Annotated in this window: 24 protein-coding genes; 16 read left to right on the forward strand and 8 right to left on the reverse strand. The window is 68.3% G+C overall.

The genetic code is table 11. The features are described 5' to 3' along the window. Positions 1-50 precede the first annotated feature (50 nt). From EFY87_RS15880 to EFY87_RS20085, 3 genes are read left to right on the forward strand one after another with little or no spacing between them, the layout of a single operon-like run. Positions 51-1,289 (forward strand): PucR family transcriptional regulator, encoded by a 1,239-nt coding sequence (locus tag EFY87_RS15880; RefSeq protein WP_245988698.1) that lies wholly within the window; start codon positions 51-53, stop codon positions 1,287-1,289. Positions 1,290-1,346: 57 nt separating this feature from the next. Continuing rightward, positions 1,347-2,276 carry an alpha/beta fold hydrolase gene (locus tag EFY87_RS15885; RefSeq protein WP_158607672.1) on the forward strand — a complete coding sequence of 310 codons (930 nt, stop codon included), beginning with the start codon at positions 1,347-1,349 and terminating at the stop codon, positions 2,274-2,276. A gap of 51 nt (positions 2,277-2,327) precedes the next feature. Further along, complete coding sequence (locus EFY87_RS20085) at positions 2,328-2,894, forward strand: hypothetical protein (protein WP_148043371.1); 567 nt, start codon at positions 2,328-2,330, stop codon at positions 2,892-2,894. On the opposite strand, the gene EFY87_RS15895 is transcribed toward EFY87_RS20085, so the two are convergent. After that, positions 2,881-3,666: a hypothetical protein gene (locus EFY87_RS15895; protein ID WP_123272469.1), complete on the reverse strand. Its 786-nt coding sequence runs from the start codon at positions 3,664-3,666 to the stop codon at positions 2,881-2,883. The two genes, EFY87_RS20085 and EFY87_RS15895, sit on opposite strands and share 14 nt — an antisense overlap. Positions 3,667-3,863: 197 nt before the next feature. Between EFY87_RS15895 and EFY87_RS15900 the strand changes: the two genes are divergently transcribed. Both EFY87_RS15900 and EFY87_RS15905 read left to right on the forward strand, forming a co-directional pair. Next, positions 3,864-5,531 (forward strand): FAD-binding dehydrogenase, encoded by a 1,668-nt coding sequence (locus EFY87_RS15900; RefSeq protein WP_123272470.1) that lies wholly within the window; start codon positions 3,864-3,866, stop codon positions 5,529-5,531. Beyond that, positions 5,531-6,043 (forward strand): NUDIX hydrolase, encoded by a 513-nt coding sequence (locus EFY87_RS15905; protein WP_123272471.1) that lies wholly within the window; start codon positions 5,531-5,533, stop codon positions 6,041-6,043. The genes EFY87_RS15900 and EFY87_RS15905 overlap by 1 nt, the downstream gene beginning before the upstream one ends. Here EFY87_RS15905 and EFY87_RS15910 read toward each other — a convergent pair. Continuing rightward, a complete protein-coding gene (locus tag EFY87_RS15910) occupies positions 6,040-6,756 on the reverse strand; it encodes a hypothetical protein (protein ID WP_148043372.1) in 717 nt (238 codons plus the stop codon). The two genes, EFY87_RS15905 and EFY87_RS15910, sit on opposite strands and share 4 nt — an antisense overlap. 106 nt (positions 6,757-6,862) lie before the next feature. Here EFY87_RS15910 and EFY87_RS15915 point away from each other — a divergent pair, with 106 nt between their 5' ends. Then, entirely contained in the window at positions 6,863-7,615 is a 753-nt protein-coding gene (locus EFY87_RS15915) for a class I SAM-dependent methyltransferase (protein ID WP_123272473.1), read from the forward strand. 16 nt (positions 7,616-7,631) lie between these two features. Here the strand turns inward: EFY87_RS15915 and EFY87_RS15920 are convergent, their stop codons facing one another. After that, a complete protein-coding gene (locus tag EFY87_RS15920) occupies positions 7,632-8,192 on the reverse strand; it encodes a bacterial proteasome activator family protein (protein ID WP_123272474.1) in 561 nt (186 codons plus the stop codon). A 214-nt stretch (positions 8,193-8,406) separates the two neighbouring features. On the opposite strand from EFY87_RS15920, the gene EFY87_RS15925 reads away from it, so the two are divergent. Next, positions 8,407-8,823, forward strand: a complete 417-nt coding sequence (locus EFY87_RS15925; RefSeq protein ID WP_158607673.1) for a peptidoglycan-binding domain-containing protein — start codon at positions 8,407-8,409, stop codon at positions 8,821-8,823. 232 nt (positions 8,824-9,055) lie between these two features. Here the strand turns inward: EFY87_RS15925 and EFY87_RS15930 are convergent, their stop codons facing one another. Then, positions 9,056-10,024 carry an NAD(P)H-quinone oxidoreductase gene (locus tag EFY87_RS15930; protein WP_123272476.1) on the reverse strand — a complete coding sequence of 323 codons (969 nt, stop codon included), beginning with the start codon at positions 10,022-10,024 and terminating at the stop codon, positions 9,056-9,058. 63 nt (positions 10,025-10,087) lie between these two features. Beyond that, positions 10,088-10,732, reverse strand: a complete 645-nt coding sequence (locus tag EFY87_RS15935; protein WP_123272477.1) for a response regulator transcription factor — start codon at positions 10,730-10,732, stop codon at positions 10,088-10,090. Between the two features lie 217 nt (positions 10,733-10,949). Between EFY87_RS15935 and EFY87_RS15940 the strand changes: the two genes are divergently transcribed. Then, positions 10,950-11,144 (forward strand): CsbD family protein, encoded by a 195-nt coding sequence (locus tag EFY87_RS15940; protein ID WP_123272499.1) that lies wholly within the window; start codon positions 10,950-10,952, stop codon positions 11,142-11,144. Between the two features lie 334 nt (positions 11,145-11,478). On the opposite strand, the gene EFY87_RS15950 is transcribed toward EFY87_RS15940, so the two are convergent. Beyond that, a complete protein-coding gene (locus EFY87_RS15950) occupies positions 11,479-12,114 on the reverse strand; it encodes a class I SAM-dependent methyltransferase (protein WP_158607674.1) in 636 nt (211 codons plus the stop codon). Between the two features lie 150 nt (positions 12,115-12,264). Here EFY87_RS15950 and EFY87_RS20090 point away from each other — a divergent pair, with 150 nt between their 5' ends. Then, entirely contained in the window at positions 12,265-12,738 is a 474-nt protein-coding gene (locus tag EFY87_RS20090; RefSeq protein ID WP_148043375.1) for an Hsp20/alpha crystallin family protein, read from the forward strand. Positions 12,739-12,854: 116 nt separating this feature from the next. Here EFY87_RS20090 and EFY87_RS15955 read toward each other — a convergent pair whose 3' ends face one another. Continuing rightward, positions 12,855-13,628 carry an IclR family transcriptional regulator gene (locus EFY87_RS15955; protein WP_123272480.1) on the reverse strand — a complete coding sequence of 258 codons (774 nt, stop codon included), beginning with the start codon at positions 13,626-13,628 and terminating at the stop codon, positions 12,855-12,857. A gap of 81 nt (positions 13,629-13,709) precedes the next feature. Here EFY87_RS15955 and hutH point away from each other — a divergent pair, with 81 nt between their 5' ends. From hutH to hutI, 5 genes are all read left to right on the forward strand, one after another. Beyond that, a complete protein-coding gene (gene hutH, locus EFY87_RS15960) occupies positions 13,710-15,251 on the forward strand; it encodes a histidine ammonia-lyase (protein ID WP_245988699.1) in 1,542 nt (513 codons plus the stop codon). Between the two features lie 49 nt (positions 15,252-15,300). After that, a complete protein-coding gene (gene hutU / locus EFY87_RS15965; RefSeq protein ID WP_123272482.1) occupies positions 15,301-16,956 on the forward strand; it encodes a urocanate hydratase in 1,656 nt (551 codons plus the stop codon). Positions 16,957-16,958: 2 nt separating this feature from the next. Beyond that, positions 16,959-18,155: an allantoate amidohydrolase gene (locus EFY87_RS15970; RefSeq protein ID WP_245988700.1), complete on the forward strand. Its 1,197-nt coding sequence runs from the start codon at positions 16,959-16,961 to the stop codon at positions 18,153-18,155. Further along, positions 18,152-19,498, forward strand: a complete 1,347-nt coding sequence (locus EFY87_RS15975) for a formimidoylglutamate deiminase (protein WP_123272483.1) — start codon at positions 18,152-18,154, stop codon at positions 19,496-19,498. Before EFY87_RS15970 ends, EFY87_RS15975 begins: the two co-directional genes overlap by 4 nt. Before the next feature lie 64 nt (positions 19,499-19,562). Beyond that, complete coding sequence (gene hutI, locus EFY87_RS15980) at positions 19,563-20,735, forward strand: imidazolonepropionase (protein ID WP_123272501.1); 1,173 nt, start codon at positions 19,563-19,565, stop codon at positions 20,733-20,735. Between the two features lie 12 nt (positions 20,736-20,747). On the opposite strand, the gene EFY87_RS15985 is transcribed toward hutI, so the two are convergent. Next, positions 20,748-21,521: a class I SAM-dependent methyltransferase gene (locus EFY87_RS15985; protein ID WP_245988701.1), complete on the reverse strand. Its 774-nt coding sequence runs from the start codon at positions 21,519-21,521 to the stop codon at positions 20,748-20,750. Positions 21,522-21,603: 82 nt separating this feature from the next. On the opposite strand from EFY87_RS15985, the gene EFY87_RS15990 reads away from it, so the two are divergent. Both EFY87_RS15990 and EFY87_RS15995 read left to right on the forward strand, forming a co-directional pair. Further along, positions 21,604-22,131 (forward strand): pyridoxamine 5'-phosphate oxidase family protein, encoded by a 528-nt coding sequence (locus EFY87_RS15990; protein ID WP_123272485.1) that lies wholly within the window; start codon positions 21,604-21,606, stop codon positions 22,129-22,131. Positions 22,132-23,084: 953 nt separating this feature from the next. Further along, on the forward strand, positions 23,085-23,732 hold the full coding sequence (locus tag EFY87_RS15995; RefSeq protein WP_158607675.1) for a DUF222 domain-containing protein: 648 nt from the start codon (positions 23,085-23,087) through the stop codon (positions 23,730-23,732). Positions 23,733-23,773: the final 41 nt, after the last annotated feature.

The raw sequence follows: 23,773 nt of genomic DNA on the forward strand, positions 1-23,773 counted from the left end.
GCCTACAATGGAGACCACATTTTTAGCGCCACGACACAAAAGGACTCGGTATGACGACCTCGGAGCGTCCGGCCGACGGCAGCTTGATCCGCTCGGAGATGCCCTGGTCAGAGTTGCCGCGCGATGTCAGCACGCTGCTGACCGGGTCACTGTCGGAGCTGGTCGAGGAGATCGTCTCGCGAATCCCGTTGGAGGTGCCCGAATACTCGCGCCCGCTGGAAGGTGAATTCGGTGCCGCGGTGCGTCGCGGCGTCGAGATCGCGCTCGGCCGCTTGTTCATCGATCTACCCGGCCGGGACGAGCCGGCACTGATCCCGGCCACCCGCGCCGTCTACCGCCAGATCGGGGTGGGTGAGGCGCGCACCGGCCGGTCGCTGGAGGCGCTGCTGTCGGCATACCGGCTCGGTGCCCGGGTGACTTTCCGGGCGGTGTCGGCAATCGCCGACCGCGTCGGGCTGGAGCCACGGCTGATGCTGCCGCTCGGTGAGTCGATCTTTGTCTACATCGACGAGATCTCGGCGGCGAGCGTCGAGGGATTCACCGAGGAGCAGTCGCGCCAGGTCGGCGAACGCGAGCGTCGGCGCGAAGCGCTGCTGCGGCGCATGCTCGCCGGCAACCTCTCTGACGTCGAAGCCCGCCGGCTGGCCGCCCGGGCGGGATGGCCGATCCCCGCGAAGGTGGTCGCCATCGTCCTCGCGCCCGAGCACGCCGAAGGGCTGCGTGCCGCGCTCGGCGACGGCGCTCTGATCAGTGGCCGCACCGGCGAGGTCGTGATCGTGCTGGCCGCGCCGGAGTCGTCTGGTGCGTCCGCCGAGGCACGGGAGGAGCTGGCCGGCATACTCCGGCGGCGGCACGCCTGGGTCGGTCCGGCTCGCTCGTGGGAGTTCGCCGAGGAGTCCTACCGGGCCGCAGCGCTGGCTGCGGCGACACCGACCCTCGCCGACGAGCACGGCGCGCCCCGCTGGGTCGAGGACCACCTGACGATGATCGCCCTGCAGTCCGACCCACTGGTGATGCGCGACCTGGCCGCGCGGTGCCTGGAGCCGATGTCGCAGCTGCGGCCCGAGCAGCGCGAGCGGCTCGCCGAGACGCTGCTGGTCTGGCTGAAGCACCGGGGCGAACGCGGCCGGATCGCCGAAGAACTACACGTGCATCCGCAGACGGTCGGCTATCGGCTGGGACAGCTGCGGGACGTTTTCGCGGACGACCTGGACGACCCCGACCGCCGTTTCGAGCTGGAACTCGTGCTGCGGGCGGGGCACCGCCCCGAGCTGGGTGCGGGAGGCTGACTGCCGGGGGGCCGCTTTCGCTTCCGGAACATCCCCTGATCGCTAAGTTGGTCCATCGTGACCACCGCGAAGCTGCGCGAGCGCTATGTCGACCTGGACGGCACCAGGGTCCACTACGTGGCCGAGGACGGTCCGAAGGACTGCCCCCGTTTCGTCCTGGTCCACGGACTCGGCGGATCGTGGGCCAACTGGGCGGACGTGATGCCGCTGCTGGCCGAGCGTGGCCGGGCGATCGCGCTCGACCTCGGCGGCCACGGTCTCACCGACGTGCCTCCGAAGCAGGCGAGCATGCCGGCGAATCTGCACCTGTTGCAACGGTTTGTGCACAGTGTGTGCGACGGCCGTCCGGCGATCGTCGCCGGCAACTCGATGGGCGGACTGCTCACCGCGCAGCTTGCGGCGCGAGACAAGCGGGCGGTCGCGGGTGCGGTGCTGATCGACCCCGCCATACCGCCGACACCGGTCAGTCGCCCGCATCCGCTGGTGCTGCTCGGGTTCGCGGCCGAGACGCTCCTCGGCCAGCGCGCGCTGGCACATCAGTCCGCTCGCGTGTCGCTGGAGCAGCAGGTCGACTTCACGATGCGGCTGGTCACGAGCAACCCGGACCGGGTCAGTGCGCAATTGCGGCTGCAGCACCTGGGGGACACGTTGTTGCGCATGGAACGCGTCGCACACGCGGACGCCCAGCACGTCGCGGCGACCCGTTCGCTGCTCTGGCAGCTCGCCCGGCGTGACCGGTTCGCCGCGACCATGCACCGGATCCTGCAGCCGGTGCTGCTGCTGCACGGCGCGCGAGACCGGCTGATCAACGTCGGTTCGGCGCGCGCACTGGCCGCCGCGCACCCGCACTGGAGCTACGTCGAAGGCGCCGACAAGGGGCACACCCCGATGCTCGACTACCCGGACTGGGTCGCCGAGCAGCTGCTGGCCTGGCTCGACGCCCGGCCCGGGCTGGTTCGCAAGGCCGCTCTCACCTCGGGGGTATGACGTACGCCGCGCGATTTGGCGCGGGCGCGCGCCCCCAGGCATGGTGGAGGCATGAACTCCCCGAACCACCCACGGCGGCTGGGTGCCGTCGCCGTCGCCGCGTGTGGCCTGCTCGCACTGACCGCGTGCTCCAGCAGTGGCTCGTCCGCTGCCTCGGCCAGCCACACCACGACGACAACCAGCTCCTCGAGCCCGGCCACGACGACCTCGACGAGCCCGGTGGCCACGACGACCTCGCCGACCTCGTCGACATCGGCTCCCGCCTCGAGCAGCACGCCGGCCTCGTCGACCCCGACCACTGACCCGGTCAGCGCCTGCCTGACCGCGAACAAGGACAGCAACGCGGCAATCACTCAGTGGAACACGGCCGTGACCTCCCAATCGTCCAGCAAGCTAGACGCTGCGGCGAAGAAGTTCCGCACCACGGCTACCAGCCTGCGCAAGCTGCCGGCGCAGTCCGGCGACAAGGGATTCGCGTCGCGGGTCAAGGTGGTCGCCACCGATCTGGACAACCTCGCGGCGGCTCGCTTCGCCGGCAAGACGGTCGATACCACGACGTACAACAATGACTCGGAGAGGCTGCGCACCTACTGCCAGACGCTGATCACCAAGCCGTGAGCCCCTCGCGCGCGGCGGCAACGGTTTCTTCTGCAGTGGCACGCGCAGCGGCCGCTTGGTTGACCCGGTCGTGCGCGCTCGCGGCAGTGCGCCGCGCCGCGTCGAGCGACCGGTCGGCCAGCTCGGCGGCACCTCGGGCCGAGGTTTCTGCTTCCCGCGCCTTGTCGAGTATGCCGAGGGCCTTGTTGAGGTGACGCTGAGCCGCAGCGCGTGCGGCTGCCTTCGTGGCCGCGGAAGTCGACTCGACGGCGGCGGCCTTCTCGGCGCGCAACGGGGCCGCGACAGCGTCACGCAGGTCCACCTCGCCGAATCCGCTGTAGCTCAGCGCCGCCACCAGCCGGCCGCTGAGCACGGCGCGGGCAGCATCGGCGTCGGCGACTAGCGCAGTCAGCGTCTGAGTGAGCTGCTCGCGCACGGAAGCCGTGATCTCGTCACCGTCGGCCGCGATGGTGTTCAGCACCGCGGCGATGCGCGGGCTGCGCTCGGCGCTCAGCGCTCGCATCGCGGCTGCGTCCAGTCCGCGCTGTGCGGCCCGTAGCCGCTCGCCGAGTTCGGCCAGCGCGGTCAGCTCGCTGGTGTCGCCGGACCGGACCTGCCGGTTCAGCAGCGCGGCCGCGGCGGTCGGGCGCCGCAATCGCTTGAGCTGCTCGGCGAGTTCGCGGTCGTCGTCCGCCCGCGCCCGTTTCACCGCCCGGTCCCGTGCCGCGATGAAGTCACCCGGCCGGCCGGCATACAACCGCTCGACGGTGGCCTCGAAGGCGTCGGCGTCCATGGGCCTTAGTCAACAACACTTCAGATCGCCGAGCGGGGTACATATTCGCCGACCGGGGTACATATTCGGACCGTGGACGCCGCTGCTTCTACCCCGCTCGGCGCGGAAGTACCCCGCTCGGCGCAGCGGAGGCGATGTTCTTGCCGGCTACCGGCAGGTAGGTTTGGAGTTCGCGACTTCGAAAGGTGCACCCCTTCATGGATGCTGACGTCATCATCGTCGGGGCCGGACTGGCCGGGCTCGTTGCTGCCGGCGAGCTGATCGCCGCGGGCAAGAAGGTGGTCGTCGTCGATCAGGAGAGCGCCGCGAATCTCGGTGGCCAGGCGTGGTGGTCGTTCGGCGGGCTCTTCCTCATCGACTCGCCCGAGCAGCGCCGGATGGGCATCAACGACTCGGTCGAACTCGCCTGGCAGGACTGGCAGGGCAGTGCCGCCTTCGACCGCCTCGACGACGAGGACCTGTGGGCGAGCCGGTGGGCGCGCGCGTACGTCGAGTTCGCAGCCGGTGAGAAGCGCGCCTGGCTCAAGGAGCGGGGCATGGGCTGGCTCGGCATCGTCGGCTGGGCCGAGCGCGGCGACGGACGCGCGGAGGGACACGGCAACTCGGTGCCGCGCTTCCACATCACCTGGGGCACCGGCACCGGCGTCGTCAAGCCGTTCGTCGACGGCGCGCTCGCGGCCGCGGAAACCGGCCAGGTGCGTTTCTTGCACCGCCACCGGGTGGACGATCTGATGCGCGACGGCGCTGCTGTCATCGGTGTGCGTGGCCGAATTCTCGCCGAGGACAACGCAGTTCGTGGTGTCGCATCTTCCCGGGAGGAGGTCGGTGACTTCGAGCTCACCGCACAGGCCATCATCGTCAGCAGCGGCGGCATCGGCGGCAACCACGACCTGGTCCGCAAGTGGTGGCCGGCGCGGCTGGGCACGGCGCCGCGGGAGATGATCACCGGCGTGCCGGCGTATGTCGACGGCCGGATGATCGACATCGCCGAGTCTGCCGGCGCGCGCACGGTCAACCGCGACCGGATGTGGCACTACGTGGAAGGCATCCGCAACTGGGACCCGGTCTGGCCGCAGCACGCGATCCGCATCCTGCCGGGACCGTCGCCCATGTGGTTCGACGCCCTCGGCCGCCGGCTGCCCTACCCCTACCTGCCCGGTTTCGACACGCTGGGGACGCTGCGTTACCTGCGCACGACGCCGGAGCTCGCGGCATACGACCACTCGTGGTTCGTGGTGTCGCAGAAGATCATCGAGAAGGAGTTTGCGCTGTCCGGGTCCGAGCAGAACCCGGACATCACCAATAAGGACCTGAAACTGCTCGCGTCACGAGTGCGCAAGGGAGCGCCGGGGCCGGTTGAGGCGTTCAAGCAGAAGGGCGCGGATTTCGTTGTCGCCGAGGATATCTGGACCCTCGTCGAGCAGATGAATGCGTTGACTCCGGAGCCGTTGCTGGAAGCGGCCGAGATCGAGCGGCAGATCGTGGCCCGGGACCGCGAGGTGGCCAACCCGTTCAGCAAGGACGCTCAGCTCACCGCAGTGCAGGGAGCCCGCCGCTATCGCGGCGACCGGCTGATCCGGGTGGCCAAGCCGCATGCTGTGCTCGATCCGGCAGCAGGCCCGCTGATCGGGGTGAAACTGCACGTGCTGACGCGAAAGTCGTTGGGCGGCTTGCAAACCGACCTGCAGTCGCGGGTGCTCGCACCGGACGGCGAGCCGATCGAAGGTCTCTTCGCTGCGGGCGAAGCCGCTGGTTTCGGCGGTGGCGGCGTGCATGGTTACAACTCGCTGGAGGGCACCTTCCTCGGCGGTTGCATCTTCTCGGGCCGAGCGGCAGGCCGGGCAGCCGCTGCCCAGGTGGGCTGATGCCGTCCCGCCAGCCCGGTGGGCTGCATCGGCTCGGGCTGCGGATCCTGCGGCGCAGCCCGACCCGGCTGACGTTCGCGCTGATCCGGGCGACGTCCCCGACGTTCACGATGGGCGCGATCGCATTGATCGAATGGGACGGGAAGTTGCTTGCGCTGCGTCAGTTGCACCGCAGCGGCGTCAGCCTGCCCGGCGGTCTGGTCGAGAAGGGAGAGGATCCGGCGACAGCTGTTGCTCGGGAAGTGTTGGAGGAGACAGGCATTCGCGTCGACCCTGGGGACGTTTTCGCGACCACCTTCGAGACGCGGCTGCGGCACATTGATGTGATCTTCCGGGTGGTGTGCGATCGCGAGCCGGTCGTTGTCGTCGGGAGCGAGGCGACGTCATACGAATGGCTGGCGCTGGACCGCTGGACGGACGTCGACCGGGCGACCCAGCGGATCCTGCACGCGCTGGAGGCCGCGCGACAGCAGCCGCGACCGGGCACGGTGCTGTCGTCCCCGGCTGGTTAGCCGGCGAGTTCGACGGAGTTCCATCGGCTGAGTCTCATGTACTGCTCCCCCGTTTCAGGCGCAATCGTGTGGTGGAAACGCACGAGGTCAAGCCCGGTGACACGGACGGTAGTCGCGGGCGAGTCGAGCTGCCGGTGCTTGGCGATCCAGTCCACGAGAGCACGTGGCTCACGGATTTCGGCCGCGAAGTGAATGATGCTGGAATACCAGATGTTTCGCTTCATCCACTGGTCCTCGAACCACGCCAGTTCGCCGAGTTCTGAGCGGAACCGGTCGAGCAGTTCCCATGGGGTCCGGTCGTGGGGTTCTAGTTGGGCCAGCACGCCGCCTCTGGTCAGGGTCACCCCTGTCCAGGCGAGGTCGAACGCTGGTATTGCGACAGCCGTCCGCTTCATCGCGTCGGTCCATTCGCCGACGATCAGGTCATCCCTGCTCGCAGCTTCACGGTAGGGCTCCAGGGCTCGCACGGTGATGTGTGAGGCGCCGGCTCGTCCGGTGCGGAAATGTCCTGGTCCGGTGTACTCCGTCAGCTCATCGAGCAGATCTTGCAGCCTCGCCGAGAACGACGTCGGATCGGTTGACGCGATCACCGACACTGGCCAACGACCACCGTCCGCAGGAGGCTTGTCGCGCCCGTGTTTGCCGCGGAGGACGGCCAACCGGGAATCCTCGAATAGCTGATCGAACACCGGGTTGGCTCCCTGACTATGCACCACGCGAGCATAGGCCCGGGGGTCAGTAGGACGTCGGCGCGTCGCGCCTGCGGGCAGCGCCAAATGAAATGGTCGTGTCGAGCCGGGGTCCGGGATAGTCGTCGGTATGACGAGCGGGAGGGCGCGCAGTTTCGGGCCGGTCGCGGAGACCTACGAGCGATACCGGCCGGAGTACCCGGCGGCGGTGGTCGGCATCGTGCAGGAGTATGCCGCCCGGCCGATCCGAACTGCCATTGAACTCGGTGCAGGCACCGGGAAGGTCACGAGAGTCTTTGCCCGGCAAGGAGTTTCGGTCATCGCGACCGAGCCGGACATAGAGATGCTCGCTGAGTTGCATCGCCAGGTGCCGGGTGTGCGAACGATCGCGGCGCCACTCGAGGGGCTGCCGCCGCTAGGCCTCGTAGACCTTGTCTTCGCTGCGGCGGCGCTGCACTGGACGGAGCCGGCCGGGCGGTGGGACCGCATCGCCGGACTGCTTGTACCCGGAGGGGTGTTCGCGAATTTCGGCGGGGCGCCATACCTCTCGGATCCGGCGCTGGAGGCGGCCGAGCAGCACGCGCAGGTTGCCGTGGGCACCGATTTACCCGCTGGGCTTACCGAGGTCTCCGATGACGGATTACATTGGCCGGCAAGCGAACTCGTGCAGGACCCGCGCTTCACCGACATCCGGGAAATGGTGCTGCCACAACGATGGGACTTCCCCAAAGCCGAATGGATCGGCTATCTCTCGACTGTCTCGGCATACCTCGTGCTGGACGACGAGGCACGAGTCGCGGCGCTCGCCGCGGTGGCACAGGTGCTGCCCGATGTAGTGGAGGTCACCGCCGACGTGACGCTGCACCTCGCCCGCCGCGTGTGAGTCAGGGCGGGACAGCTCAGAGATACTGCCCGGTCGGGCCGGCAGGACCTTCAGCCGGCGCAGGGTGCTGACCCTGACCCGGCGGCAACCCGCGCCGCATCGCCTGCAACTGCGCCTGCGCGGCCATCTGCTGGGCGACGATCGCGGTCTGGATGCCGTGGAAGAGCCCCTCCAGCCAGCCGACCAGCTGCGCCTGCGCGATTCGCAACTCGGCGTCGCTCGGTGCGTCGTCGGTGAAAGGGAGGGCGATGCGGTCCAACTCCTCGACGAGTTCCGGTGCCAGGCCCTCTTTCAGCTCGCCGATCGACCGCTGATGGATGTCGGCCAGCCGGCGCCGCCCGGCCTCGTCGAGCGGCGCGTTGCGCACTTCCTCCAGCAACTGCTTGATCATCGAACCGATCCGCATGACCTTCGCGGGCTGCTCGACCAGGTCCGCCGGGTTCTCCTCGACAGTGCCTTCGGTCGCGTTCTCGTCGGAGTCTGAGTCGGAACCGCCCGGGGACGCGACGCCCATCCCGTCCTGAGTCACGACGACGATCCGCTGCTGGTCGTCCTGATGCTGCTCGTCTGTGCTCATGTGGCCATCCTGCCAAACGCGGTTCCGACGCGGACTCGCGAGTTGCTGGACCGACTCCGCTGCGCTGTGCGGTGTCGAACATGCGGGGCAGCGGCACGTAGGCGTCGACCGGATGGGTTCCTCGACAGAAAACCAACCCAGTGGGCTGTGTCAGCGTCGGCAATGGTGGCAGCTCAGCTGCTTGACCAGAACTGTTCTTACAGAGGAGAAGCGTATGTCTCGCCGCATGACCGTCTTGAAGACTGCCACCGTGCCCGTGCTGGCAACCCTTGGCTTGGCTACCCTCGCGGCAGCACCGCAGGCACATGCCACCACGCTCACCCAGTCCGTCGTCGCGTCCGGCGGGGTCGCCGCCACGTCCGGGTCCCGGCCGCTGATGATGGGTGACTACGGGTCGGATGTTCGTGCCTGGCAGCAAGACATCGACTCGGTTGCGGGCAAGATCCCGGGCGTGCCGCACATCGCCACTGACGGCATTTTCGGTCGCCTGACCAGGGCAGCAACCAAAGACTTCCAGCGGTTCGCTCACATCGCCGTGGACGGCATCGTGGGACCACAGACACGTGCCGCGATGAACACCGCCCGGCACGGATCACCCTCCTCGTCCGGGTACGTCACCTCGCGCCGGTAGCCGATCCGCAGGGGCGGCGTGACGACAGACCCGGCCCGCCATCAGCCTCCGGAGGTCGGCGGACCCCGACGCGTCATACCGTGCCGAGATTCACCAGCGATGGAGACGTCGCAGTCCATGCCATCCCCGACGGATTGAGGCAGGTGCAGTCGCCGTGGGCGGGACACCGCTTGGCCGCGTGCCAGGAAGCGGCTGCCAACGAGCTGCGCAGTGGTGGACTCGCCAGAAGGGGTCAGATCGTTAGGAGCACCTTGCCAATGTGCTGCGACTCGGCGAGCACCCGGTGCGCGTCGGCGGCCCGCTCCAGCGGCAGGGTTTCCTGTACCACCGGGCAGACCGTGCCGGCCTCGATCAGTGGCCACACCTGGCTGCGCACCTCCGTGACGACTCGCGCCTTGCTGGCCCGGTCACGGGCGCGCAGGCCGGTAGCGATGACCGAGCCGCGCTTGGCCAGCAGCGCCGCGATGTCGAGCTCGCCCTTGCGACCGCCCTGCATGCCGACGATGTCGAGCCGGCCGTCGAGGGCGAGCGCGGCGATGTTGCGCGCGAGATACTTCGCGCCGACAACGTCCAGGATCACGTCGGCGCCACCGTGGGCCGACACGATCTCGACAAAGTCCTGCTCCCGGTAGTTGATGAGTATGTCGGCGCCCAGCTGCGCGCAGCGCTCCAGCTTCTCGGCGGAGCTGGCCGTCACCGCGACACGCGCATGGAACGCCTTGGCGAGCTGGATGGCCATGGTGCCGATGCCGCTGGATCCGCCATGCACCAGCAACAGCTCCTCCGGCTGCAGGCGTGCGGTCATGAAGACGTTGGACCACACGGTGCAGACGACCTCCGGCAACGCCGCGGCAGTCACGAGATCCATGGCGTCCGGCACCGGCAGCAGCTGACCCTCCGGGACGGCGACCTGCTCGGCATACCCGCCACCAGCCAGCAGCGCGCACACACGGTCGCCGACCGACCAGCCGGTGACGTCGGGACCGAGCTTGCTGATCGTCCCGCTCACCTCAAGCCCGGGGATCTCCGACTCGCCCTTGGGTGGTGGGTAAAACCCTTGTCGCTGCATCAGATCCGCACGATTGACCCCCGCCGACGCCACATCGACCAGGACTTCGTGAGCGCCCGGCACCGGGGCTGGCACGTCGGCCGGGGTGAGCACGGACTCGTCGCCGAAACTCGGCAGGGTGATCGCACGCATGGTCCTGACGTTACTTCGTCCGCGACACCCGGGCTGCGGCGAGGACCTGCCGACGCGAGCTGCCTACTCCCGCGGCCGCATGCGGGCCCGGTCCGGATGGAAGCCGTGCTCGACGCCCCAGAGCACGGCATTCGTCCGGGTGGTCACGCCGATGCGCCGATACGCGCCGCGGATGTAGGTCTTCACGGAGTTGATCGACAAGCGCGTCCGGTCGGCGATCTCCTGGTTGTTCAGGCCTTGGGTGATCAGGGCGAGCACCTCGGCCTCGCGGGGCGTCAGACCTTCCTCGCGGCCCGGCCAGTCCCCGGTGATCACCTTGCCGGGATGCGGGTCATGCGGAACGACCTGCTCGTCGCCGACGTGGACCGCTTCGAGCGCGGCGACCAGCTCGCCTGCAGGCAACGACTTGGACAGGTAGCCGGCGGCGCCGTTGTGCAGCGCGCCGCGGACAAGATCCGGCTGGAGGTTCCAGGAGTAGACCACAACTTTGGATACGCGCGGGTTGCTGATCAACTGCCGGATTTCTTCGCGGTCGCCCTGCTGACCGGCGAACGTGTCGTACATCGCGATGTCGACGGAGCGTGCGACGTCCCGGCTCGCGTCGAGTTCGACCACCTGTATCCGGTCGACGTAGGTCCGCAACATGGCCTCAAGGCCGCGTACGACGACCTCGTAGTCGTTGACGAGAGCCACCCTGATCGCTGCCATGGGCGCCAACTCTAGGACACCTCGCCAGGAGTGACAGATGCTTCGGCAGGACCGGTTGGAGGGGGGCCAAGTCTCACCCTTCGGGGTGAGGATGTGTCATCCAGCTCGCCGTACTCTGGGCAGGCACGGCGCACAGGAGCGCCGGCCGTGTTCTGCACGCAACGCCGTTCGTTGCCCGCCGCTGGGCGGGCAACTTCGTGTGAGAGAGGTCAGCTTCATGGGACTGACGGACAAGGCCAAGAACGCCGCCCAGGACATGGCCGGCAAGGCGAAGCACGCCGCCGGAAGTGTCACTGGCAATGACGATCTGAAGGCCGAGGGCAAGGCCGACCAGAACGAATCGCAGCTGAAGTCAGCGGGTGAGAACGTCAAGGACGCGGGCGAGAACATCAAGGAGACACTCACCGACTGAAGCGTCGGTTCCACGGCGGTGGCGAGTCGCGGGTCCGCGGCGCGCCACCGCCAACGTAGCTTTCTCTGTCTGATATCGGGGGACAGTCATGGTGAGCCCCAGCCCGGTCGCGCCTCAGCCGGGATCGATCAGGGCGTTGATCGAGGAGTTGGCCCAGTTGGAGGACGCAGTCCGGAGTGTGCAGCGTCAATCAGCATCGACGGGAGCCGGCGCCGAGCAAGTGCTGGATCCGCAACTCCTTGAGTTACTCAAACGTGAGGCACAGATCGTCGCGGCCCTGCGCCGTGCCCGGCACCGGGGTTCGCTCCCCGATTCGCCCTGATCCGGCCGCAGGTCAGGAGGTGTGCCGCGTCCGCAGGATCGCCCATTGGTAGTGCAGGCCGCTCGACTCCGGCGGCCACGCCTCGAAGAGTTCGACCGCGCCGTGCGCGGCGAGCCGGAGGCGCAGGTCGGAGTCGCTGCGCAGCGCGAAGAAACGTGGCGGCCCGTATGACGGGTCGCCCCAGTGTTGCTCGCGCGAGGTCGGCGCGCCCCAGAGACCGATCGCGATCGGCGAGTCGGGCCGCACCACGCGCACCAATTCGGCCAGCGCAGTGTCCAGGTCCTCGTCGGCGATGTGCAGCAGCGTGCTTGCTGTGTATGCCGCTTCGAATTCTCCTGATGCGAAAGGCAATTCGAGCGCCGTCCCGACCTGCACGGACAAACCCTGGGCCCGGCAGAGCGTGACGCTCGCCGGTGCCAGATCCACGCCCTGGACGGCAAGTCCGGCCTGGTGGAAGGCCAGTGAATCACGGCCCGGCCCGGTGCCGACCTCAACCACCGTCGACCGGTGCTCGCGCGCCAGCAGGTCGATGAACGCGTCCCGGTGCTCGGCCCGGCCGTCCGCCAGCGGGCTGGTGCTGCGGTCGGCTGCTTCGTTGTCGTAGTAGGTGATCAGGTCGGCCTCGCGAGCAGCACGGCTGTCGGGCACAGCGGGTCCTTTCGGTAGAGTCCGATCAAATCTAGCGGGGCTTGGATCTGGCACTCTTGCACGGAGAGTGCTAATCTCGGGGCCGTTAGGAATTCGCAGTTGGTTGCCTCCGGGTGACCGGTAGGCGGCCTTGGATTGTTGGAGGTTGCTATGCGCTCTGACTCGATTTCTGATTTCGACGCCCTTGCCCGCAACTTGCTGGGTATGCGCGAGGGCTCGGCCCGGTCGCCGCAGTTCATGCCGATCGACCTCTATCGCGTCGACGACCACTTCGTGCTGCACGCCGATCTGCCGGGGATGGACCCTGGCAGTATCGACGTGAACGTCGAGCGTGGCGTGCTGACGCTCACGGCACATCGAACCCCGCCACCGGAGAACGACGTGCAGTGGCTGGCCAGCGAGCGGTTTGCCGGCGTCTATCGGCGCCAGGTGAGCCTCGGCGACGAGATCGACACCGAGCGAATCGAGGCGAGCTACGACAACGGCGTGCTGAACCTGATCATCCCGCTGCATGAACGCGCGAAACCGCGTCGCATCCAGGTCACGCATGGGCGCAACAGCGAGCAGCACCTCGTGACGTCGACGACCGTGGCCAGCGACGTGGCGACCGGAGGGGGTGAGTAGCGAGCGAGCATCACTGATCGAGAGGACCCCTTGCGCCACGAGAGGGCCCCATGTCGGGCGTTCGCAAGGGGTCCTCTCACTGCTTTGTGGGTCCTCTCGATCAGGGGCGGAGGCGGTCAGCGGGGGTCGGCGGGCGCACGAGGGCGGCCCAGGCGTGTGCTGAGCTCGGCGGCGGCAGACCGCACGGCGTCCACCAGGGCCGCGGCGTCGGGTGCGTCGTCCACTGGATAGGTGACCGCGATGCCGGCGGCCGGCCGGTCGTTGTGATCCAGCACAGCGACCGCGATCGACGCGAAACCCGTGGTGACGGAAGAGGTTTCGACGGCATACCCGCGCTTGCGGACCTGGGCGAGTTCGGATCGCAGGGCGGTCAGCGAGGTGACCCCGAGGTTGTTTCGCTGCACGAACGACCCGCGATCCGGATAGAGCGCGCGCACCTGCACGGGCGGTAGCACCGCGAGCATCGCCAGGCCGGACGCGGTCACCGAGGCCGGCAGCCGCACCCCGACGTCGGTCACCAATGACGGACGACCGCGGGCTCGCTCCTCGATCACGTAGTAGACGTCGCGGCCGTGCAGCACCGCGAGATGCGCGTTGTGCGTCGTGGCGTCGACGAGGCGCGCGAGCACCGGCCGGGCGATCCGCTGCAACGGTGCCTGGCGGACGTATGCCGTGCCCAACTCGAAGGCCGCAACGCCCAGGCCCCAACGTCTTTCGTCCCGCAGGTGAGTCACGAACCCGCTGTCGCTCAGCACGCCGAGCAAGTGGTAGGTGGACGAACGAGGCAGTCCGAGCTGCCGGGCGATCGCCGCACCGGGCATCGGTTCCGCGTGCCGGGCGAGCAATTGCAGCAGGGCGAGTGCCTGTGCGGCTGCCGGGGCGTTCGCCATACGGCAGATTGTCTCAGATCCGAGACAGAATCGTCGTGACCACCCTGCACCAGACGGCGCGGCGGGTATGCAATGGACCCCATGAGCGCAGTTGTGTCGGTCGGGGTCGGTCCGCTTTCGATTGCTGACGTGGTCGCCGTCGCGCGCCACGGCGCGCGAGTGGAGATCGAGCCCGAGTCGCTGGCGGAGGTGGCTCGCAGCCGCGCCGTCATCGAGCAACTCGCGGACGACCCGGTGCCGCACTACGGCGTGTCGACCGGCTTCGGCGCATTGGCCACCAAACACATTCCCCTGGCGTCTCGCGCCCAGCTGCAGCGGTCGCTGGTGCGCTCGCACGCCGCGGGTTCCGGGCCGGAGGTCGAGCGGGAGGTGGTCCGGGCGCTGATGCTGTTGCGGATCAGCACCTTGGCGACCGGCCGCACGGGCATCCGGGTCGAGGTGCTCGAGACGTATGTCGGGATGCTCAACGCCGGCATCACGCCGGTGGTGCGCGAATACGGATCCCTCGGCTGCTCCGGCGACCTCGCCCCGCTGGCGCATTGCGCGCTCGCGCTGATGGGCGAGGGCGAAGTCCGTGACGCGAGCGGCGAATTGCTCGCCACTGCAGTGGCCTTCGCCGCAGCCGGCCTGACACCTGTCGAGCTGCGGGAAAAAGAGGGCTTGGCACTGATCAACGGCACCGACGGCATGCTGGGCATGCTCTGCCTGGCGATCACCGATCTGACCGAGCTGGCCAAGTTCGCCGACATCACCGCCGCGATGTCCGTGGAAGGGCTGCTCGGCACCGACGACGTCTTCGCTGCCGACCTGCACGAGCTGCGCCCGCAGCAGGGGCAGGCGCTGAGCGCGCAGAACTTGCGAAACCTGCTCAAGGGTAGCGAGATCCGCGAGAGTCACCGTGACCCGGCGGCATGCACGCGGGTGCAGGACGCCTATTCGCTGCGGTGCTCGCCGCAGGTCGCCGGAGGCGTGCGCGACACCATCGCCCACGCACGCACTGTTGCCGACGCCGAGCTCGCGTCGGCGATCGACAACCCGGTGGTGACCAAGGATGGCCGGGTGCAGTCCAACGGCAACTTCCACGGTGCGCCGGTCGCCTACGTGCTCGACTTCCTCGCCATCGTGACCGCGGACCTGGCCAGCATCAGCGAGCGGCGCACCGACCGCTTCCTCGACGTGTCGCGAAGCAACGGACTGCCGCCCTTCCTCGCCGATGACCCGGGCGTCGACTCCGGGCACATGATCGCGCAATACACCCAGGCCGCAATCGTGTCCGAGCTCAAGCGGCTCGCCAGTCCGGCATCGGTCGACTCGATCCCGTCCAGCGCGATGCAGGAGGATCACGTGTCGATGGGCTGGTCCGCGGCGCGCAAGCTGCGCCGGGCCGTCGACGGGCTGCGCCGGGTCCTCGCGATCGAATTGCTGACCGCCGCGCGCGGCATACAGCTGCGCGAGCCGTTGCGTCCAGGGCCTGCGACCGCCGCCGTCATCGCGGCACTCCCTGGAATCGGCATGCCCGGCTCGGACAGATTCCTCTCGCCGGAGATCGAGCGGGCGGTGGAATTCGTCGCGTCCGGTGCGGCGCTAGCAGCGGCCGAAGGCGTGACCGGCGCGTTGCGCTGAACCCCCGACACACATCGAAAATGCTTGGAATGGAAAGGATCTGAACATCATGGAAGGTGCACGACCGGTCCGCGCCCCGCGCGGCACGACCCTCACCGCCCAGTCGTGGACGACAGAGGCGCCGATGCGCATGCTGATGAACAACCTCGACCCGGAAGTGGCCGAGCACCCCGACGACCTCGTCGTCTATGGCGGCACCGGTCGTGCCGCGCGTGACTGGCGGTCGTTCGACGCGATGGTGCGCACCCTGCAGCGGCTCAAGGCGGACGAGACCATGCTGGTGCAGTCCGGCCGTCCCGTCGGCGTCATGCAGACGCACGAGTGGGCGCCCCGCGTGCTCATCGCCAACTCCAATCTCGTTCCGGACTGGGCGAATTGGCCAGAGTTTCGGCGCCTGGAGCAGCTCGGGCTGACGATGTACGGGCAGATGACGGCCGGGTCCTGGATCTATATCGGCACCCAGGGCATCGTGCAGGGCACCTACGAGACCTTCGCTGCCGTCGCCGAGAAGCGCTTCAACGGGACACTCGCCGGCACCCTGACGCTGACCGGTGGCTGCGGTGGCATGGGCGGCGCGCAGCCGCTCGCCGTGACGCTGAACGATGGTGCCTGCCTGATCGTGGACGTCGACGAGTCGCGACTTCGGCGCCGGGTCGAGCACCGCTATCTCGACGAGGTGGCCGACGACCTGGACGACGCCATCGAGAAGGCCGTCGCCGCCAAGAACGAGCGTCGCGCGTGGTCGGTCGGTGTCGTCGGCAACGCTGCCGAGATCTTCCCGGAGTTGCTGCGCCGCGGCGTGCCGATCGACATCGTGACCGACCAGACGAGCGCGCATGACCCGCTTTCCTATTTGCCGGAGGGTATTTCGCCGGACGACTGGCACGACTACGCGGCCAAGAAGCCCGAGGAGTTCACCGACCGAGCGCGTGCCTCGATGGCCAAGCACGTGCAGGCGATGGTCGAGTTCCAGGACGGCGGCGCCGAGGTCTTCGACTACGGCAACTCCATCCGCGACGAGGCGCGCCACGGCGGATATGAGCGCGCGTTCGAGTTTCCGGGCTTCGTCCCGGCATACATCCGGCCGCTCTTCTGCGAGGGCAAGGGACCGTTCCGCTGGGCAGCGCTGTCGGGGGACCCGAAGGACATCTACGCGACCGACAAGGCCGTCATGGACCTCTTCCCGGACAACGACCGGCTGCAGAAGTGGATGCGCGGCGCACGTTCGAAGATTGCCTTCCAGGGGCTCCCGGCCCGCATCTGCTGGCTGGGATACGGCGAGCGTGACAAGGCCGGGCTCGCCTTCAACGACCTGGTCGCCCGTGGCGAGGTCAGCGCACCGATCGTCATCGGGCGCGACCACCTCGACTGCGGGTCGGTGGCCTCGCCATACCGCGAAACAGAAGCAATGGCAGACGGATCCGACGCGATCGCCGACTGGCCCTTGCTCAACGCGCTGGTCAACACGAGCTCCGGCGCGAGCTGGGTGTCGATCCACCACGGCGGCGGCGTCGGCATCGGCCGCTCCATCCACGCCGGGCAGGTGTCTCTGGCGGACGGCACGCAGCTGGCCGCGCAGAAGCTCGCCCGGGTGCTCACCAACGACCCGGGGATGGGCGTGATCCGCCATGTGGACGCCGGCTACGAGATCGCCGAGGACGTCGCCACCGAGCGTGGTGTGCGAGTCCCGATGCGCGAGGGCTGAGCATGTCCTTCGACCGCATGTGGGCCGACCTCGCCCCGGTCGGGCGGGCGACGACCGGCGGTTACCGCCGCTACGCCTGGACGGCCGAGGATCACACGCTGCGTGAGTGGTTCGCGGGTGAGGCGGTAGCACGCGGTCTTGGGCTGGTCGAGGACCGGATGGGCAATCAGTGGGCGTGGTGGGGAGACCCCGACGCGGACGGGCCCGGCGTCGTCATCGGGTCGCACCTCGACTCGGTGCCCGATGGCGGTGCGTATGACGGCCCGCTTGGCGTCGTCTCGGCCTTTGCTGCGCTGGATGCGTTGCGCGACAGCGGTTTCCGGCCCGCCCGCCCCATCGCCGTGGTGAACTTCGGCGATGAGGAAGGTGCTCGCTTCGGTGTCGCCTGCGCCGGGTCGAGGGTGATCACCGGCGCGATGACGGCAGACCGCGCCCTCGGGCTGACCGATGGCGACGGCGTCACCATGGCGGAGGCGTTGCGGCATGCCGGCCGGGCGCCCGAGACGCTCGGCCGGGACGACGAAACCCTCCGGCGGATCGGGCAGTTCGTCGAGTTGCACGTGGAACAAGGCCGCGCACTGGCGGATCTGGACCCGGCGACCTCGGCAGTCGCGGTCGGCACGGACATCTGGCCGCATGGCCGGTGGCGTCTCGACCTGCCCGGCACCGCGAACCATGCCGGGACCACCGCGCTGGCGGACCGGCAGGACGCGATGTTGTCGGCGGCGCAAGTCGTGCTCGAGGCGCGATCGGCGGCGGTGGCGGGCGGCTGTGTGGCGACCACCGGCAAGGTCGAGGTCGAACCGGGCGGGGTGAACGCCATACCGTCACATGTGCGGCTGTGGCTCGACGCGCGCGGAGCCGACCAAAACGCTGTCAGGGCAACGGTTTCCGCGGTTGCGGAGGTCGTGCACCGGCTCGGCGGCACGCTGCGCGAGGAGTCGTGGACCGACACCACCCGCTTCGACACCGACCTGGCCGGCCGGCTCCGGACGGCGCTCGGTGCCGACACCCCGATGCTCGGCACGGGCGCCGGTCACGATGCCGGTGTGCTCGCGACGGCAGGGACTCCGACGGCGATGCTCTTCGTGCGCAACCCGACCGGCGTGTCGCACTCGCCTGCGGAGTTCGCCGAGCGCGACGATTGCCTGCGGGGCGTCGACGCTCTCACGACCGTCGTGCGGGACCTTGCGTCATGACTTCCTACTGGGCTGAATATGCAACGCTCCCAGGTGGTCTCGCCCGGGACGTGCTGTTCGAGATCGAGGACGGGCGGTTCGGTGTCGTGACCCCGGACTCGCCGCAGGGGTCGGCACACCGGCTTCCGGGTCTCGTCATACCCGGTCTCGCCAACTGCCACAGTCACGCGTTCCACCGCGCGCTGCGCGGTCGGACCCACCTCGGTGGTGGCACGTTCTGGACCTGGCGCACGGGCATGTACGCCATTGCCGAACGGCTGGATCCGGACAGCTACCTGTGCCTCGCGACGGCCACGTATGCCGAGATGGCGCTGGCCGGCATCACCGCGGTGGGGGAGTTCCACTACCTGCACCACCAGGCAGGCGGTCGCCGGTATGACGACCCGAATGCCATGGGCGAGGCGTTGATTGAGGCGGCCAGTGCTGCCGGCATCCGGCTGACGCTGCTCGACACGTGCTACCTGGCCGGTGGGCTGACTGCCGCCGGGCACACACCGCTGGAGGGGGTGCAGTTGCGCTTCGGCGACGGCGACCTGTCCCGATGGGCCGAGCGGGTTTCGCGGCTCGAGGACCACGCGTCGGCGTACAGGGTCGGCGGTGCCATGCACTCGGTGCGCGCCGTCCCGTGGGATCAGCTGAGTCAGGCGGCGTGGGTCACCGGGCAAGGCCTGCAACTGTCGTCCCTGCACGCGCACGTGTCCGAGCAGCCAGCCGAGAACGAAGCCTGCACAGCGTATTACGGTCGGACGCCGACGCAGGTGCTGCACGATGCAGGTTTGCTGGAGTCGCGGTTCTCGGCAGTACACGCGACGCACCTCACCGAGAGCGATGTGCGATTGCTGGCTGCCGGCGGCTCGACGGCGTGCTTCTGCCCAACGACGGAGCGCGACCTGGCGGACGGCATCGGCCCCACCAGGTCGCTGGCGGATGCAGGCGTGACGATCAGCCTGGGGTCGGATCAGCACGCCGTCGTCGATCTGATCGAGGAGATGCGGGCGCTGGAGTCGCATGAGCGACTCGCGTCCGGTGAGCGAGGGCGGTTCTCGCCGGGCGAACTGCTGCGGATGGCCACTGCGCACTCGACCTTGGGCTGGAGCACGGCAGGATGGGATGCGGCCGGCCGGCTTGAAGCTGGCAGTCGCGCGGATCTTGTTGCGGTGCAATTGGATTCGACGCGCACTGCAGGTGCGGATCCGGCGCAGGCGCTACAGGCTGCGTCGGCTGCGGATGTCACCGACGTGATCTGCGACGGCGAGGTCATCGTTGCCGGTCGGCAGCACCGGCTCGGCGATGTCGGCCGATTGCTTGCCGATGCGATCAACCCGCTCTGGGAGGACAGATGAGAACCCCACGAAGTTCTCCCCCGCTTCGCTCCTCCAATGCTTCGTGGGGGCCCCGAACATGAAGATGGCGACGGCCTGGGCCGGCATCGGCGAACTTGTCACCAACGACCGCACGCACCCGGAAGGCGACGGATCGGCGTTGGGGATCATCACCGACGCGGCCGTCGTCGAGGAAGGCGGGCAGATCGTCTGGGTCGGTGCCCGGCGACGTATGCCGGAGGCCGACGAGCGCCGCGATCTCGGCGGGCGCGCCGTCATACCCTCATTCGTCGACAGTCACAGTCACCTGGTCTTCGCCGGGGACCGGTCTGCGGAGTTCACGGCCCGGATGACCGGCGAGCCGTACGACGGTGGTGGCATCGCGGTGTCGATGGCGGCCACGCGGGCGGCGACCGACGACGAGTTGCGTGCCCTGCTCGGCGCCCGGATCGCCGAGCTGCGTGCCCAGGGGACGGGCGTGGTGGAGATCAAGAGCGGGTACGGGCTGGACGTGCCGAACGAAGCGCGTGCGTTGCGGATCGCGCGCGAATTCACGGAGGAGACAACGTTTCTCGGCGCGCACGTCGTGCCGCCGGAGTTCCGTGGCAGTGCCACCGGCCGGGATGACTACCTGGACCTGGTGTGTGGGGAGATGCTGACGGCTTGTGCGCCATATGCGCGGTGGATCGACGTGTTCTGCGAGCCGAACAGTGCGTTTGCGTTCACCGGTGAGGAGTCCGAGCGGGTGCTGCGGGCGGGTCTCGCCGCGGGCCTTGAGGTGCGGGTGCACGGGAACCAGTTGGGGCCCGGACCGGGGGCGGAACTAGCGGTTGCCCTGGGAGCGGCGAGCGTTGATCACTGCACCTTCCTGTCGGACGCGGACGTGGACGCACTTGCCGGATCTGCAACGGTGGCAACGTTTTTGCCCGGTGTGGAGTTCTCGACCCGGTCGCCATATCCGGACGTGCGGCGGTTGCTCGACGCGGGAGCGACAGTCGCCCTGGCCAGCGACTGCAACCCGGGCACCTGCTACTCCAGCTCGATCCCGTTCGCGATCGCGGTGGCCGTGCGTGACATGGGTATGACGCCCGTCGAGGCGCTGCTCGCCGCAACTGTGGGTGCGGCGAAATCGTTGCGGCGCAACGACATTGGTGTGCTGCAAGTCGGTGCGCGCGCGGATCTGACGGTGCTCGACGCCCCGTCATACCTACACCTCGCCTATCGCCCTGGTGTGCCCATCGCGCGGAAGCTGGCGTAGGCGCGTCGATGCTTAGCCGGGTAACGGCCGGAGTTTGAAGAGCAGGATGCCGAGATACTTGTTCAGCACCGCCTGCTTGTGCGGATATCGCCGACGTGCAGGCTCGCGCATTTGAGGTTCGACGGTCGTCTCGATCCACAACCCGGCCGCGCTGAAGATGTTGAGCAGGTCGGACATCGTGTATGGGCGCTTGGTGAGCGTGACCTGCTCGTTCCAGTCCTTGTGCTGGTAGGAGTAGGGGCCGGTGGAGAAGTACTCCTCGCCCAGAGAGGTGCCGTTCTGCTCGGCTCGCTCGATCGCGTAGCGGATGGGCTGGGTGCGCGTCAGCAGGATGAAGCCGTCGTCGGTCAGTAGCGTCTTTGCGGCGTGCAGTGCGTGAACGGGGTCGCGTGCGTAGCCGAAGGACTGCAGGAACAAGATCCGGTCGAACTGCCGGCCGGCGAGACAGGGGACCGCGGACAGATCGGAGAGATCGCCTTCGACGAGTGACAAGCCCGGCGGCCGGCCGGTGACGAAGTTGTCGCTGATGTCGACGCCGACCGATGCGACCGCACCGCCCTCCCGCACCAACTGGGCGACCTTGTCGCCGTTGCCGCAGCCGGCGTCCAGCACCGATAGCCCGCGCACGTCACCGAGTAGCTCGCGCTGTGCCGGCCACTCGACCAGACGGTCCAGCGAGTCCTCCCTGCTGCGCGCCCGCTCGTAGCCGGACGCCAGGTCGGTCCACGGCCGGCTTGCGTCGCCCGTGCTCGTCCCCGCGGTTGTCCGAAGATTGTCCGACGTCACGAAAAGACGATAGCGGCGGAGTGCGGCCGCTCCGCGCAGATGGAGTTGGCTGGGCCGAACGCGTCGTGTGGGAGGGTGGGTCATGCCGATCACGAATCCCTGGTTAATGGGACCTGCCCCAACACGCAAGCTTGAGCGTGACGCACTTGAGGAGCGGATCTTGAACCTGTTGTCGGCACACAACACGGCGGTGATCGCTACCGTCAATGCCGATGGCTCGCCGAACGCCACACCCGTGCGGTTTTACAGTCTTGGACTCGAGATCTTCTATACGAGCTGGAACGCGTCACCGAAATCTCGGAATCTGCGGCGGGATCCGCGGGTCGCTGCCGGCATTGTTGCGCCCCTGGTCGGGCAGGGCAGCAGTCGCGGCGCGCAGTTGTTCGGAACTGCGCGCACCATCGAGCGGGCCGACCCGGGCGCCGAACGCTACTGGGAGGCGTTTCGTTGGCAGTCCGATCACGTCGAGCGGGGTAAGCCGTTGAGCGAACCGCCTCAGGATCCGCTGACGATCATCACTCCTGATCGGATTGTGTACACGGAGCACTGGTTGCGTCGAGAAGGGTATGCGCCGCGGCAGGTATGGCGGCCGGATGGGCTTGACTGGTGAGGCGGACAGGGAGGTGCAGCACCGCACCAATGTCGCGAACCTGCTCGCGGTTGACCGGCCCGACGGAGCCGTGTGACGGGCGGCTCGGGGTGCACGCCGCGCTCGAGGGGTCCTCGGTGTCGGTCACGTCGTTGGGGTATGACGGGCGGTCGTGGTTCGGTAGCTGATCCGGGTGTCAGGGGTGGCCACGGCTGCGAACTATTCGAAAATTTATCTGATAGAACGCTTGTGCTATCAGGATGCGTTCAGGTAAACTGCAGGTACAGCGAAACACCCTGAACGGCAAGGAGGTCCGGGTATGACGACCAACGATCCCGGACCTCTGGTGCCCAGCGAGGTTGAGGTTTCGGGGGTGCCCGGTGGTGACGTTTCCGGCGATCCGGTGGATTCACCGGTGACCCAGGGTGAATCGCCAAGTTCTGCCGCACCAACCGCGCCGCCGGTTGTGGTGCCGGGTCGTGCTGCGGAGATTCTGGAGTTGGCTCGGGAGTTCCGGGCTGCCTTGGATGAGGTGCCGGGTGCGTTGTACCAACTCGGGGAAGAAGGACTGTCAGACCTGATGACCCAGCTGATGGGCGTGCATGTTCGTGCTGCGCAGGTGGCGACCGTGGTGGTCGCCGAAGCCCACATCCGAGGTGAGGTGAACAGGTCCATGTCGGCGTCGGGGGTGCAGTGGATCACCGCCCACGCGGTGGAAGCGGGCACGATGGTGGAGCCGCGGGATGCGAAGACGATGGCCGTGGTCGCGGAAGCCTACGGCGACCGCCGCAATGCCGTGGTGGCGGATGCTGTGCGGGAAGGCAGGTGCACCCTGGCGGTGGCCCGGGCGGCGGTGTCGAACACGGACAAGGTCGCCCCGGTGTTACCGACGGCGTCGCGGGATGAGTTGTTGGGTCATTTCCTGCACCTGGATCCGGCGTTGGGGTCTCGTGGGGGTGTCGGCGTTGACGCGGATGATCATCGCCACGTACGCCCTCGACACCCTCTCCGCGCAGGACGCGAAACTGGAAGCCGTCGAAACCCTGAGTTGGTTCACCACGCCGACGGGGATGACCCGCCTGACTGCAGAACTCGCCCCAGCCAGTGCGGCGGTGGTGAAGTCCGCGATCCTGGCCCTGTCCGCACCCCAGCCCATGACGTGTGACGACGACGGCCCGGGCACGAACGAGGGCACGAAGACTGGCGCGAAGGTTGGCGGCGGTCAGGTGGTGCGGGATGAGCGGACCCCGGGAAAACGTCGCGCGGACGCGTTGACGGAACTGATCACCGCAGCCGCGAAAGTGGTCAGTGGGGACGCAACACCCACGGGTGCCGGGGCGACTGCCCTGGTCACGATGAACCTGGAAGCCCTGACCGAGGGTGTGGGGCATGCCCGGACGGTCGCGACTGGTGACGTCCTGGATGCGGGTGCCGCCCGCCGGTTGGCGTGTGATGCGCAGGTCATCCCGATCGTGCTCGGCGCCCGGAGTGAACCGTTGGATGTGGGACGCCGGGAACGGCTGGTCACCAAAGGGTTACGCACCGCCGTCATTGCCAGGGACCATGGGTGTGACGGCGGCCACGAAAAAATTCCCGGGGGCGGTCAGGTAGCTGCCCGGTAGCGGTCATGAGAAGTGCCCGCTGGCGGTCATGGGATCTGCCC

The organism is Flexivirga caeni (genome assembly GCF_003724155.1).
Taxonomy (GTDB): domain Bacteria; phylum Actinomycetota; class Actinomycetes; order Actinomycetales; family Dermatophilaceae; genus Flexivirga; species Flexivirga caeni.

What these genes read in the sequence shown, in the direction of transcription:
- hutU (WP_123272482.1), top strand. Translation starts at nt 15,301, where the DNA reads ATGGAAGGTGCACGACCGGTCCGCGCCCCGCGCGGCACGACCCTCACC.
- EFY87_RS15990 (WP_123272485.1), top strand. Translation starts at nt 21,604, where the DNA reads ATGCCGATCACGAATCCCTGGTTAATGGGACCTGCCCCAACACGCAAG.
- EFY87_RS20085 (WP_148043371.1), top strand. Translation starts at nt 2,328, where the DNA reads ATGAACTCCCCGAACCACCCACGGCGGCTGGGTGCCGTCGCCGTCGCC.
- EFY87_RS15900 (WP_123272470.1), top strand. Translation starts at nt 3,864, where the DNA reads ATGGATGCTGACGTCATCATCGTCGGGGCCGGACTGGCCGGGCTCGTT.
- EFY87_RS15880 (WP_245988698.1), top strand. Translation starts at nt 51, where the DNA reads ATGACGACCTCGGAGCGTCCGGCCGACGGCAGCTTGATCCGCTCGGAG.
- EFY87_RS20090 (WP_148043375.1), top strand. Translation starts at nt 12,265, where the DNA reads ATGCGCTCTGACTCGATTTCTGATTTCGACGCCCTTGCCCGCAACTTG.
- EFY87_RS15940 (WP_123272499.1), top strand. Translation starts at nt 10,950, where the DNA reads ATGGGACTGACGGACAAGGCCAAGAACGCCGCCCAGGACATGGCCGGC.
- EFY87_RS15970 (WP_245988700.1), top strand. Translation starts at nt 16,959, where the DNA reads ATGTCCTTCGACCGCATGTGGGCCGACCTCGCCCCGGTCGGGCGGGCG.
- hutI (WP_123272501.1), top strand. Translation starts at nt 19,563, where the DNA reads ATGGCGACGGCCTGGGCCGGCATCGGCGAACTTGTCACCAACGACCGC.
- EFY87_RS15975 (WP_123272483.1), top strand. Translation starts at nt 18,152, where the DNA reads ATGACTTCCTACTGGGCTGAATATGCAACGCTCCCAGGTGGTCTCGCC.
- EFY87_RS15915 (WP_123272473.1), top strand. Translation starts at nt 6,863, where the DNA reads ATGACGAGCGGGAGGGCGCGCAGTTTCGGGCCGGTCGCGGAGACCTAC.
- EFY87_RS15920 (WP_123272474.1), bottom strand. Translation starts at nt 8,192, where the DNA reads ATGAGCACAGACGAGCAGCATCAGGACGACCAGCAGCGGATCGTCGTC.
- EFY87_RS15905 (WP_123272471.1), top strand. Translation starts at nt 5,531, where the DNA reads ATGCCGTCCCGCCAGCCCGGTGGGCTGCATCGGCTCGGGCTGCGGATC.
- EFY87_RS15995 (WP_158607675.1), top strand. Translation starts at nt 23,085, where the DNA reads ATGATCATCGCCACGTACGCCCTCGACACCCTCTCCGCGCAGGACGCG.
- EFY87_RS15895 (WP_123272469.1), bottom strand. Translation starts at nt 3,666, where the DNA reads ATGGACGCCGACGCCTTCGAGGCCACCGTCGAGCGGTTGTATGCCGGC.
- EFY87_RS15930 (WP_123272476.1), bottom strand. Translation starts at nt 10,024, where the DNA reads ATGCGTGCGATCACCCTGCCGAGTTTCGGCGACGAGTCCGTGCTCACC.
- EFY87_RS15935 (WP_123272477.1), bottom strand. Translation starts at nt 10,732, where the DNA reads ATGGCAGCGATCAGGGTGGCTCTCGTCAACGACTACGAGGTCGTCGTA.
- EFY87_RS15925 (WP_158607673.1), top strand. Translation starts at nt 8,407, where the DNA reads ATGTCTCGCCGCATGACCGTCTTGAAGACTGCCACCGTGCCCGTGCTG.
- EFY87_RS15955 (WP_123272480.1), bottom strand. Translation starts at nt 13,628, where the DNA reads ATGGCGAACGCCCCGGCAGCCGCACAGGCACTCGCCCTGCTGCAATTG.
- hutH (WP_245988699.1), top strand. Translation starts at nt 13,710, where the DNA reads ATGAGCGCAGTTGTGTCGGTCGGGGTCGGTCCGCTTTCGATTGCTGAC.